The sequence below is a fragment of the Sessilibacter corallicola genome, assembly GCF_021290925.1.
GTDB classification, from domain to species: Bacteria; Pseudomonadota; Gammaproteobacteria; order Pseudomonadales; family Cellvibrionaceae; genus Sessilibacter; species Sessilibacter corallicola.
Genome location: NZ_JAJSLX010000004.1, coordinates 279,375 through 291,804 on the forward strand (window position 1 = coordinate 279,375; position 12,430 = coordinate 291,804).

11 protein-coding genes are annotated in these 12,430 nt (G+C 39.6%); 6 read left to right on the top strand and 5 right to left on the bottom strand.

The window, feature by feature from the left end:
• Nucleotides 1-104 precede the first annotated feature (104 nt).
• From LU361_RS17925 to LU361_RS17935, 3 genes are all read right to left on the bottom strand, one after another.
• Nucleotides 105-1,007 (bottom strand): histone deacetylase family protein, encoded by a 903-nt coding sequence (locus tag LU361_RS17925; protein WP_233090456.1) that lies wholly within the window; start codon nt 1,005-1,007, stop codon nt 105-107.
• 15 nt (nt 1,008-1,022) lie between these two features.
• Nucleotides 1,023-2,072 carry an oxidoreductase family protein gene (locus LU361_RS17930; RefSeq protein ID WP_233090458.1) on the bottom strand — a complete coding sequence of 350 codons (1,050 nt, stop codon included), beginning with the start codon at nt 2,070-2,072 and terminating at the stop codon, nt 1,023-1,025.
• Between the two features lie 553 nt (nt 2,073-2,625).
• Nucleotides 2,626-3,519, bottom strand: a complete 894-nt coding sequence (locus LU361_RS17935; protein ID WP_233090460.1) for a hypothetical protein — start codon at nt 3,517-3,519, stop codon at nt 2,626-2,628.
• A 922-nt stretch (nt 3,520-4,441) separates the two neighbouring features.
• Between LU361_RS17935 and LU361_RS17940 the strand changes: the two genes are divergently transcribed.
• Nucleotides 4,442-4,876: a hypothetical protein gene (locus LU361_RS17940; protein WP_233090462.1), complete on the top strand. Its 435-nt coding sequence runs from the start codon at nt 4,442-4,444 to the stop codon at nt 4,874-4,876.
• 224 nt (nt 4,877-5,100) lie between these two features.
• Here LU361_RS17940 and LU361_RS17945 read toward each other — a convergent pair whose 3' ends face one another.
• The gene (locus tag LU361_RS17945; RefSeq protein WP_233090464.1) at nt 5,101-5,643 is read right to left on the bottom strand and encodes a hypothetical protein; all 543 of its coding nucleotides are present in this window, start codon (nt 5,641-5,643) and stop codon (nt 5,101-5,103) included.
• 958 nt (nt 5,644-6,601) lie between these two features.
• On the opposite strand from LU361_RS17945, the gene LU361_RS17950 reads away from it, so the two are divergent.
• From LU361_RS17950 to LU361_RS17965, 4 genes are all read left to right on the top strand, one after another.
• The gene (locus tag LU361_RS17950) at nt 6,602-7,135 is read left to right on the top strand and encodes an AgmX/PglI C-terminal domain-containing protein (RefSeq protein ID WP_233090466.1); all 534 of its coding nucleotides are present in this window, start codon (nt 6,602-6,604) and stop codon (nt 7,133-7,135) included.
• A gap of 16 nt (nt 7,136-7,151) precedes the next feature.
• Nucleotides 7,152-7,754 carry a macro domain-containing protein gene (locus LU361_RS17955; protein WP_233090468.1) on the top strand — a complete coding sequence of 201 codons (603 nt, stop codon included), beginning with the start codon at nt 7,152-7,154 and terminating at the stop codon, nt 7,752-7,754.
• An 88-nt stretch (nt 7,755-7,842) separates the two neighbouring features.
• Nucleotides 7,843-8,301, top strand: coding sequence for a hypothetical protein (locus LU361_RS17960; protein ID WP_233090470.1), 459 nt, complete (start codon nt 7,843-7,845; stop codon nt 8,299-8,301).
• A 332-nt stretch (nt 8,302-8,633) separates the two neighbouring features.
• Nucleotides 8,634-10,334, top strand: coding sequence for a putative bifunctional diguanylate cyclase/phosphodiesterase (locus LU361_RS17965; protein WP_286206524.1), 1,701 nt, complete (start codon nt 8,634-8,636; stop codon nt 10,332-10,334).
• A 40-nt stretch (nt 10,335-10,374) separates the two neighbouring features.
• Here LU361_RS17965 and LU361_RS17970 read toward each other — a convergent pair whose 3' ends face one another.
• Complete coding sequence (locus LU361_RS17970) at nt 10,375-11,262, bottom strand: AraC family transcriptional regulator (RefSeq protein WP_233090473.1); 888 nt, start codon at nt 11,260-11,262, stop codon at nt 10,375-10,377.
• Nucleotides 11,263-11,435: 173 nt separating this feature from the next.
• Between LU361_RS17970 and LU361_RS17975 the strand changes: the two genes are divergently transcribed.
• Complete coding sequence (locus LU361_RS17975) at nt 11,436-12,158, top strand: SDR family oxidoreductase (protein WP_233090475.1); 723 nt, start codon at nt 11,436-11,438, stop codon at nt 12,156-12,158.
• Nucleotides 12,159-12,430: the final 272 nt, after the last annotated feature.

The window sequence follows — 12,430 nt, forward strand, 5'->3', positions numbered from 1 at the left end:
ACTTGGCATTCCTTTGCACCTGCAAATACGATTAAAAAAACGAGGTTCATAAAAACTGTTGCGGTAAAAAACTCTGAACGGATTTTCCGGTTTGTTTGGTTTTATCACGCAAAAAGTTTGTGCGCTTCTTCCGTAACCATCGAATGGCGGCGCGCTAAGGCTTTGCGGTCGTTATCGTAACCGCCACCGATAACCGTTATTACCGGAATTTTTCGGTTTTGGCAGATTGAAAGAACTTGTCTGTCTCGTTCGCGAATGCCCGGTTCACTGACGGATAACAAACCGAGCGGATCGTGTTCGTAAATATCAACGCCGGCATCGTAAAACACCAAGCAAGGTTCTACGTCGTCTAAAAGTTTGGTGAGGGTGTTTGTTACAACATCAAGATAAGCATCGTCTTTCATGCCTTTTTCCAGGCCGATATCAACATTGCTTTGCGCTTTGTTGACCGGAAAATTTTTCTCGCAGTGAATGGAACAGGTCACAATGCGATCTTCATTTTCTAAAATGCTTGCCGTGCCGTCGCCTTGGTGGACATCGCAGTCAAAAATCAGAATGCGTTTTACTTTGCCTAAATGGATAAGCGCTAACGAAGCCACGGCGAGGTCGTTCAAAATACAAAAGCCAGAGGCGAAATCTCTGTGTGCGTGGTGGGTTCCTCCGGCTAAATGACAGGCAATGCCGTGGCGAAGTGCCAGGGAAGCCGCCAGTAATGTGCCGTTGGGCGAGAGCAGGGTGCGAGTTACCAAGCCTTCGCTCCAGGGCAATCCCATGCGCCGAATTTCTTTGGCCGATTGTTGGTTATGAATAAAGCGGTGCAAGTAATCTTCGCAGTGGGCGAGCGCAAGTACAGAATCTTTTGTCCTGCCAGGGCGGTAGCAGTTTTCTCGGGTGAGAATATTTTTTTCTCGTAAATACGCGCTGATCAAACCGAACTTTTCCATGGGAAAGCGGTGCTTGGAATCGAAATTGTAGCTGTACAGTGGGTGTGTAATTAGAGGTATCATGAAATGAATTATGGTCTACTTCAATTGTTTTAAAGCAAGCTCGGTTTGCGCTAGCGCGTAGGCGTGTAGTTTCCAATGCTTGGAATTCCAACCTGATAAAAAGCGAACAAAATCTGCCCAGGCAAAACAGTAGCGTGAACGCCAATCTTCTTCCAGTTTATTCAGCTCGGTTGCGTCTGAGTTTTTTGTGGTGTTCTGGCAATGTAATTTAAGTTCTGAAAAATAATAATCGAGCAATTCACTCTCTAAACGAAAACAATCTTCACTGTTTAAGCAACTGCTTAAAAATAACATCACATCTTGTATACCGCAGCCGCCACCCACGTATTGAAAATCTACCGCTGCGGCTTTGTTCCCTTGTGCGTTAAAGCAAAAATTTGCCACTTTTGCATCGCCGTGAATCAATGTTGAGAAACGCGTATTACGCAACTGCTGTGCAATCGCAGGTGCGGCGTGTTTTATTCTAGAATCGGTAATTGCATTGAGTTCCGAGGGTCGCGTCTCAAGGTGCCAGTAAGAGCCATTCGGCCACAAGCCCGTTGGTTGTTTGGTGTGCAAAAATGCTGCGTGCATATGCGCGAGCCAACTCAGACCCGCGTGAATATTAGCGAGTGAAACAAAGTTAGAATCTTCTGCTTCGAGCAGGGGAGGCTGCGAACTTGGCGTGCTAGAGCCAAGCTGGGTAAAACCGGTGTCGACAAGATCTTCAATCACGAGTATGAACTCATCATTGGAATACTCTGAATAAAAATGCTCGGGTAATTTACCGAGATTTTGTATTGGCGATGAACAGTAATGCTGATACCAATAAAGCTCCACTTCGTAAGATCGTAACTTGCGCATGTGCGATAACGATCTATTCAAACCGGACGATGAATTATCGTTTTTAGGTAATTGCACGTGTTTAACAATCACCGATTTAACCGATGCATCAGAAAGATGGCAGCGATACAGCGAACCGTAATTGCTCCACAGCGGTTGTATGCAATTGAAGCTGATTTCTTGCGTATTGAATATTGACGCAATCGTTCGCTTTAAGGTGTTAAGGTTAGCTACGTTGTTCATCACATTTTAGATTCAGCCAAAGGATCGTTTCATAAGAATGATCAGATGGGTCTATCATACGATGTGGTGCACTAGGAAGCTATAGGTTACGAAGTTATCGAACTCGAGTGTTATTGAGTTCAACAGTATAAATAGCTCCGGCTTTTACATCAGAAATTGTTGCTAGGTTACTATTGAGGTTATAGGAGCTTCTCATTAGCCTCAAAATTACTCAGGCTAATCAATTTTCTCCTATGTAACGTGTGTTTTTGAAGGTTCAACGATTTAAATCGAAAAAGAACCACCTTTTTCTAAACGAAAGGAGCAGGAAAACTTGAAGGCCCTGCAATTAGAGTTCTGAAGCTCGCATTTTCAGTATTACCGTTATTGTTAAAGCCTCGCTATCTGATATAGAAAGGGACATTAATTGCAAGCGGCACCTTGCAATAGCACGCTTTAGAACTCGTAGAATAATTTTGAGGTTATCCGAGATTTATTAAATGAAACTCTATTGTTGTCTGCACACCCCATTGATAGGAGTATTGCAGTGTTAATTTTTACTTAGGTTTTTTGATTATTTAATTAATCCCTTTTCTTTTAGTTTTGGAAAAAATTCCTTCGGGATAAAAGTTAACTCTTCATGATTTTGATAAAGCTGCATAAGTTCATTAGCGACTTCGTCTCGTTTCTCAATGAATCCATCAAAATCCATATAGATAAATGTATTAAATAGAGTTATCGCAAAGCTTGTTTGAACGTCTTGATTATCTGGTTTCTGTTCCGCAAATTTACGCAGTTCCTGAAGTAATGAAAAGCCTTGATTATACTTTCTCTGTCTTTGTATGTGGTTTGTTGAATTTTGAAGGCTCCTAGCAAAGTTAGCAGTTACCTCATAATTTTTATCTTGTTTGTTCTCGAGTTCACGGAGTTCTTTTAGCAGAGCGTCCCGCCATTTAAGGTCGTTTTCCTCTAATGCGTAATTCACTGCATTATATAGCGCTAAGGAAAAGAAGAATGTCACTTCCACATTGTTTGCGCATGTAGGTGAAAAAAGCCTTAATTCCTCTAGTAAAGCATCATGCTCTTGGCGCTCTTTCTCCTCTTTTGCTTGATATGCCAAGTTATATAATGCATTGGCTAACGCAGATTTTACGTGCTGTGTATTATTTCTTTTTGCAAGTGCGCGTAATTCCCCGAATAAAAAGTTATAATCGAGCTCGTTTTCGTCATTGGCATTGAGAATCAAATTGCTTAATGCTCCGGCAGTGTGAGATTGTACGAGGTCGATATCAGGTTGTTTTGTTGATAATTCGAGTAATTCAGTTATTAATTCATTGCATTTTTCGAAATTATTTATTTCTTGATTGTTATTAATTGAGTAGAATAAATGCTCAGCAAAACGAATTTGAAAGTCAAGGTTGTCTGGAAATTCCTCTGCAGATTCGCGTAAAAGTATAATGTCATCCATTGTTTGTTATTTCCTGTTATTTATCGATGTGTTTATTGATAAAAGATAAAGTCAGAAACACTATTTTAAAGGGCCATCTTGTTGATGTTGGCTATTGGTTTTCTCGCGTTAGGTGCCTTAATGTCTGTCTAACTTTGATCTTCAGTGTGGGTATTTACCATAATTGAATAATAGTAAGTCGCAGTCAATGATGTAGGGTGGGTTCAGATCAAAATAAATATATTTGTCACCTAGATCATTTAATCAGTCGGGATGTGAGGTGTGTTTTTAAAGTGATTGTTGGAATTCTTTATAAGTGAGTGTGAGGAGTTGTTAAGAATTTTGGGTTTTAAGTTAATGGTTGTTAATTGTTTGACGCGTTTGAGTGTTGTGATGCTAATTTTAAAATCTTTTAGGTCTGGCTTAGGTGGGTTTTTTAATGTTGAAGCAGCAAGTGAAGAGGAAGCTAGAAAATAGTGCTTGAGTGTAAAAGTTTTCGAATAACTATATTGTTTTCTTAGAGTTATTTATTATAAGTTCTGATGAAAATTGGATTGGGTATAAATTTTTCGATTAAAATATAAATGTTTTTTGTTTGGTGTGACTTTATAAAACATTCTTTTTGGAAGAGTGTTTCTGTTTTCTTTAAGGGTTTGCTCGCAGCATATTAATGAGTATTCCCCGGTTGTGTTGACACACAACTGTATTCAGATTTTATTGTTTTTTAGCTTTTCTGTCGCAATTATCATGAATCCAGAATTGCTATGTATGCAAGCTCAATCCATCAAGGACAATGTTACGAAGAAGTAATGTTCAGTGTTGTGATTTTAATGGTAAGTTTGGTGATGTATGAAATTGGGGATGAATATAAACCTTTTATACGCTCCCAATTTTATCGGATCCTAACGGTTTTAATGAGTGTGAATTTTTAATAAGGAATGATATGAAATACATGGTGTTTGCAATTATGTTAGTGCTGTCAATCACTGCTAACGCCGATAGTTACGAGAGTGAAATTGATTTGTTTTTTAATCTCTATAAAAAGGGAGACATTAACGCTGCGGTGGACTCAATCTATAGAACAAACCCGTATATTAATTCAATCCCGGACCAAGTTAAGAATGTAAAAACACAGCTAGGTGCTGTAGAGGGGTTGGTTGGAAAAATGCACTCTCTAGAACGTGTTGATACGTATAGTGTGGGGAAATCTCTTGTGCATATTACTTATATGGGTATCTATGATCGTCAGCCAATACGGTTTGAATTCCAGTTTTTTAAAACAAATGATGGCTGGCGTGTGTTTTCTTTTTCATTTGATGCTGAGGTGTTCGATAAAATTGAGCTGCTAGCCAGCGAAAGGGCGTTTAAATCCAAATAATCGCGTAGATCAAATTATCCTGTAATGCCAAGTGTTGATTTTTTGGTTTTCTGTTTTTAGAGATAACTCTCAAATCCTCAATGCTAAATCAATCATTAGTAAAGGTTTTTGATTGAGTTAATCTTTGGTTCCTACACTTTGCCACTGTTGATCTGTAAAAAAGTTTGTACGTGACAAAGTGTAGGAATGTTTTTAAGTGAATTTAAAGTAATTCAAAAAAATACTTACTTAAACCATTTTTTCTGATTGAGTAGCAGTGGTGTTACAAGCTTGGGGGTGCGTTTAATGACGCCGGGTATCCAAATATTCCAACCGGTTGATGGTGAAGCAGCATCGTCACTCAATTTAACAATATTACCGAAGTTATTCGCGGGTTTTTCTGCCGGTGTAAATAGAGGGTTTTCGGACGCGAGCAATTTTTCGGATCCATATTTTGCCGCACTTCCTAAACCGCCACCAATACCTGCAATCACTCCGCTAATACCGTCTTGAATTAGGTTTTGGTTGCTGAAAATACTTTCTCGACTGAAAATTTCTCCGGCGCTGTATCCTTGAAGTCCCATGCCGACAGCTTGCCCGGTCGCTGAGCCAATAAATCCTCCTGCAGCACCTGCCGCTACCTGTATACCAACCTGTCGAGCGACTGAACTCGCGCCCTCTGCAAGAGCACCGCCTGCGGCACCAAACCCGGCAGTTACCAATCCGGCAGCAGCACCAACGGCTTGCTGGATACCGTAATCTTTCCAGTTGTAGTCGTTACCGGTCAAGGTGCTGTAGGTTAAACCGCTAAAACCGGCACCGATTAATGTGCCGCCACCGACGGCACCTGCAGCACCGTCGGTAATTACGGTGAGTGTGACGCCTGAGACAATTTCTCCTAAGCCAATGGCGCCGCCAACGGCAACTTCGCCAATTTTCGGGGGGATGATGGTTATTTAATATTAATATCTGGTCTTGCCTTATATCATTTGCATATAAAATTTAAACTTATCACAAAGCCCAGCAATGGGTTTTGTTGCTTTTTTATTGGATGATTACCGTGGATTAGACGCGGATTCAGTGATTGGAACTTATTGGATATCTTCTAATAGAATTTGTATTAGAACTGATGTTCGAGAGATAATAATTTCTTTAACGGCAAAGCCTTACGCTGAGATGGTTGCTTAAAAGATGTGCAAGTTGAGATTTTTTATGTACATCTAACACGATACTCTATTGAGATATTTATTAAGCATTGGGGCCAAAATGAAGTACGTCGTTGTTCTCTTCATACTATTTTCAAATACTACATTTTCTGGTGGGTTATTTTCGAACAGCATAAAGAAAACATTAGAAGAGTATACCTACTCTAAGTGCGTCAATAATGTACATACCGTTACAATGCTCAAAGCGAAATTAACAACCGATGAGGTGTGTCGCTACGGGAAATACGGTTGCTCAAGTATCCAGGCAACCGACAAAATTCTAGCCTATTGCTCATTGAATACACTCAGTCAATGCTTTGAAAAAAAGGCTTGGAAAACTATTGACCAGATCCTCAATTTCCCAATTACTAAAGTCCCGGGTGCTGTATCTTACGGTTTAAATAAAGAGGGTATACATAAAGGTCAAACTTGCATGTTTTGGGATTAAAAGATCAATATAATAGGCAACGAGAACCGTAATTACGTAGTTGGCTTAGAGTATAATTGCCGTTTTTAGAGTCGTTATAGTTTGGAGTTAAAAGTGATCAATAGATGGTGTTTTCTATCTTTGTTATTGTTGGTTTCAGTCGCCAACGCAGAAGTTTACAAGTGTACAAGTTTATCCGGAAAAATTGGCTATTCAGATAAGCCGTGTGCAGATACATCAAACAGCGAAAAAGTTGAGATTAATACCACATCTTTTGTGAGAGAGTCTGAAAGCACCCTAAAATCTGGTGTCGCCAACGAACTACACTCCGGAATATTGATTCGAAAAATTATAGATAACAATACCGTTGCGATAAACAAAGAATATTTCAACCAGCTTCGATCAAATCCTAACTTGGAAGGGAAGTTGGCTCTTTTTATTTCCATCCCTCCCAGCGGAAAGAACAGTGATTGTGAATCTGCCAGCCAATCTACATTAGTTGATGACGACTTTGAAACGACTGTTTGCAATATAATTAGTGCAATAGATTTTGGTCAGATTGATGCTGTTGAAAATCAGAAGATTCTGTATACATTTAATTTTGTATCCGTTGCTAATGAAGAGTTTGAGAAGAAGCTCGAACAATAAACTGTAGAGCCAATTTATGTTTCTGGAAAAAATAATACTGATCGATCTTGACGATGAATTAATAAAAGAGTGGCAGAAATCGTTTTCTGAGTACAATGAAGTAGTAGTTGTACAAGACGATTATTTCGTGATGGAAGCAGACGCTATGGTAAGCCCTGCAAACAGTTTTGGCGTGATGGACGGAGGGTTAGATCATGTCATTCGATATGAGCTGGGCGCACAAGTAGAAGAGCGGGTTCAACAAGAGATTGTTTCTCAGTATCACGGAGAGCTACCTGTAGGCTGTGCTGTTATTGTGGAAACCTCAACCAACAAATGGCCTAAATTGATTGCTGCTCCAACGATGCGCGTACCAATGGATATTTCTGATACCATCAACCCATATTTAGCGTTCAGAGCCATTCTGAATGAAGTAAAAAATTATAATAAGTTAAATATTAAAAATGCCATTAAGAGTTTGGTATGTCCTGGTCTGGGCACGGGGATTGGAAACGTAAGCGCCCCTCAATGTGCTTATCAAATGAAACTTGCTTACGAGTGCTTTGTTAAGCCCGCAGAAATACCGGGTTTTAATCAAATTAGAAGTAGTCATAAAAGCTTAATGGATTACAAAAATTAAATGTTATTTTTATGTGCTTATAATGTTTTATTAAAGAATTGTGCAGTAAGCAGAAAGTAGTGCGTACTAATAGAAAATGGATAAATAAATGAAATATATAATGTTGTTTGTTTTTGCGGTGTCTCTGATGGGGTGTAATCTTCAAAGCGAGGCTCAGGCGCTGAATTCAATGCGTGATTCAGAAAAGGTGTGGGTCTTTGCGCAATTCAATATTGATCAGGAAGACGATGACCTAGAAACTTATTACTATTATGGTCTAGTGGCGAAAAAGCTGTATAAGGCAATTGCTTACAACGAGATTGAATCTGGCTTTATGCTTATGGAGGAAGTTAAATACTGGAGTGATGACCTAATTCACGAATACGAAGATGGCGAATCCGCAGGCGAGTTGGTTTTTCGAATTGAAGATGTTGTTAAAATGGAGTTAATCAAAGTTGAGCCTATTGCTGGTCAAGGGTCGGATCAGTTCGATGAATCTGTTGATGAGCCAACAGAAGCGGAAGATAAATTTATAGGCCAATTACCCAGTGCCAGCGAAGATAACTGATAATATTTCAATAGTTGATGTTGTGTGTTTGGTGGGGTGGTAGGCTATTTATGTATAAAGCTATTGCTAATCAAGCAATTCAAAAAGCAGAATAAATCTAATAACTACTGTTGTTCACTCAAGCTGTCTTCTAATTTAGGTTGCACTCATTGATGACGGTGTGATCGTCTCCCAAATTATTCCTCTGATTTAGTTGTTTAACTGTTCTAAAAATAGAATTGTTCTAAAGTGAAGTAATTATGCTTTTCTTATGTCGTGTTCTATTCTTTATATAACAACACTGTCTTTTACAGCTGGAGTAGTACGAGTTGACAGCTCGTCATTTAAATCGGATGTGTCAATCAAAGGAACAGCTATCTGCTGAACAACTTTTAAGAATTGTATTAGATACCATTCCCTTGCGAGTTTTTTGGAAGGATTTGGATCTAAATTTTTTGGGTGCTAATCAAAAGCTGCTCGACGATATTGGCTTTAACAGTCTTGATGATTTAATTGGCGAGTCAGATTACGCCATCTTCGAAACGCCAGAAGAAGCGGAGCCTAAAAGAGACGATGACCGTGAAGTGATTCAAAGCGGCGAAGCCAAGCTTGATATTGAAGAAGCGTTACCCATTCAAGGTAAGCGCCTTAAATGGCTGCGGACTAATAAAGTACCCATGAAAATGCCAGATGGAAAAATTATTGGCGTTTTAGGAACTTACCAAGATATTACCGCAGAAGTTGAGTATCGACAGCTTATTGAACGTCAGGCATTAATTGATCCGTTAACTGAGCTGGCCAACCGACGTAACTTGCAAAATCAAATATTAGAGAGTGAATATACTCTTGCGGGCTTATTATTTATTGATTTAGATCGTTTTAAACATATCAATGATACCTTGGGTCACTCGGTGGGTGATATTTTATTGCAAACGATTGCGAAACGATTTCAGGACATTGCCGATACAAACGACGCAATGTTGGCTCGTTTGGGAGGAGACGAATTCAGTATCTTTAAAACGTTTGATGATCACTCAAAAATTAAAGATACACTAGAATCCATCGCCAAGAGTATTATTAATGTCTTAAATAAGCCTATTCATTTAGGGCACCATGTGGTTAGTATTGGAGCGAGTATCGGTATTACCACAATTAATGGTCATAACAAATCGACCAAAGACGGTTTCACTGAAGCCGATCTTGCAATGTACAGCGCCAAAATTAACGGCCGCAATAATTATCGTTTTTATACCGAAGATTTAGGTGTTTCTGCCAAACGGCTCCACAATTTGTATTCTTATTTACATCATGCAATTGCCAATAATGAACTCTATTTGGTGTATCAACCTCAATTTAACGCGACGAATACGCTCATTGGTGCAGAAGCATTGGTGCGATGGAACAATCCTAAGCTGGGTCAAGTTTCCCCTGATGAGTTTATTCCCATTGCTGAAGAATCGGGAATGATTCATGAACTTGGAGAGTGGGTTATTCGTGAAGCGTTAGATACATTGGTAAGTTGGAAATCATGGTTGTCGTTAAATCCTGACTTTAAGTTGGCGGTTAATGTAAGCTCAAAACAATTGGAGCACAGAAACTTAACAAGTTACATAAAAAATAATCTTACGGACCGGGGTTTAAACGCAAAACACGTAGAAATTGAAATTACTGAGAGTTTATTGTTAGAACAGAAAACCTACGGTATGGCATCAATGGATGAGCTTAAAGAGATTGGCGTGAATATCGCAATCGATGATTTTGGAACTGGGTATTCATCGTTGTCCTATTTAGCCGCTTTACCATTAAATAAGTTAAAGATAGATCGGTCTTTTGTTTCGGGTTTGCACACCAATGATACCAATAAAAAGCTCGTTGAAACGATGATAAATTTGGCCTCTGGTTTGGGTTTGAATGTAATTGCAGAAGGAGTAGAGACACTCGATGAGAAGCATGCCTTAGAAAGTTTAGGCTGCACTGAATTTCAAGGGTTTCTTTTTTCTAAACCTATTTCAGCAATAAAATTTGAACGTCAGTATCTATACAAAGACATCTAAACAGAATCAGTAATTGACGCAATCAGTACGTTAATTGTCTTTATTGATTCATTAACCTATTGATGTCCCTTCCCGGTGGGTTACCAAACATTCGCGAATATTCTCGACTGAATTGAGAAGGGCTTTCATAACCCACTTTATAGGCAGCGGAATTTACGTCGGCTTTTTGGGTAAGCATTAAATGCCGAGCTTGCGTGAGTCGAATGGATTTTTGATATTGAAGCGGACTCATGTTGGTGATGGATTTAAAATGCGAGTGAAACGAGGAAATGCTCATTTCAGCCAAATTTGCCAGCTCCTCTATTGTAATCGTCTGCTGGAAATCCTGTTTTAATTTTTGTATCGCAACGGAAATTCTCTGTATGTGGCTGCCTTTTATGGCAACTTGAGAAAAGAGATTACCGTATTCACTTTTTAATATACGATAATATATTTCTCTGATCATGGCGTCTGAGAGTATCGGTATATCTTCTGGCGATTGTAATAGCCTAACCAGCCTTAGAATACTCTCTGTGATTGCGTCGTTAAATGTGCCAATAAACAATCCGCGTTCTGAGAAATTGCTGTGTACAGAAAGCTGATCAGATTGCAGAATAAGTTCGGATATTTTTTTCGGTTCAATATTAATTTTAACCGCGTAGTAAGGCTTATCTTCTGAGGCTTGCGTTACTTTACCAATAATGGGCAAATCGACCGATGCAATTAAAAAGTGAGAGGGGCCGTAGTGAAACAGCTCTTTTCCAAGCACAACGTCTTTTTCTCCCTGAATAATCAGGCACAACGACGGCGTGTAAACCGTCGGCAACGAAATATGAGTGGTTGTGGATTTAAACAAGGTTAAATTTGGAATTTGTGTTTCGTTATTTCCATCATTTTCGGTGTATGTGTCGATTAAACGCAATAAATCTTGTTGGTATTGTGTGTTCATTTTTCACATCAAGGGTTAGGAGTTTGCTGCATTTCAGTATTCTAAATTGCTCACTATAAATCCAGTGGTTTGTAGAAATAGGCAGTGATTCTGGAGTAATAAGCCTCTACGTTTTTTCCTTGGTCTCTAAACTGTAGTTCTTCAATTCAATGTTAATTGGGAGTGGCGAGTTCATGAAAAAAGTAATATTGGTTACTGGCGCCAGCAGTGGTATTGGCGAGGCAACGGCGCGTGAGTTAGCGAGCGCGGGTCATATTGTGATAATGGTTGCAAGGCGGTTTGATCGCTTGAAAAAACTTGCGGCAGAAATAGAAGCCAATAATGGCATTGCGAGAGCTTATCCGCTCGATGTCACGGTATCGAGCGAATTTACAAATGTGGTTAATTCAATCGTTGAAGAGTTCGGACGCTTGGATGTTCTGGTCAACAACGCCGGCATAATGTCGTTGGCGCCATTAAAAGGGCTCAAGTTGGATGAGTGGGAGCAAATGATCGATGTCAATGTGAAAGGGGTATTGTATGGCGTTGCTGCGGCGTTACCGCACATGGAAAAACAGCAAGATGGGCATGTGATTAATGTGGCGTCTATTGCAGCGCATTATGTTTTCCCAACGGCCTCCGTTTATTGCGCGACCAAACACGCAGTAAAGGCGATTTCCGATGGCTTGAGATTGGAGACCGATAAAATACGCGTTACAACTATTTCTCCAGGTGTTGTTGAAAGTGAGATTGCCAACGCAACCACCGATCCTGAAAGCAAGGATTGGTTAGATAAGTTTCGGACGGTTTCGTTAAAACCAGAAGCTATTGCGCAAACGATTAAACACACCATAGAGCAGCCAGTGGATGTTGATATTAACGAAGTAATTATTCGCCCGACGGCTTCTGCTCACTGATTGGATGTGTTTTGTTGTAGTTGCTTTTGTCCCGTAACGGTATTGGTCAGTCACAACATATTTGCAAGCTCTCGATGATTTACCCCAGAGTTTAATTTAAAAGTTTAACGTAAAAATTTGCATGTTTTTTGCTGGCAAGCATTTCTGGGTTGGTCGGCTTATTTTTCTGGAGCTAGCTGAAACTATTGCTTGCTGTTTTTGTGGGACGGTTGCGTGTCATCAAATAAGTTTTTCTGATTATAAACTTTATGTTGGATGACACGCTTTCTTGG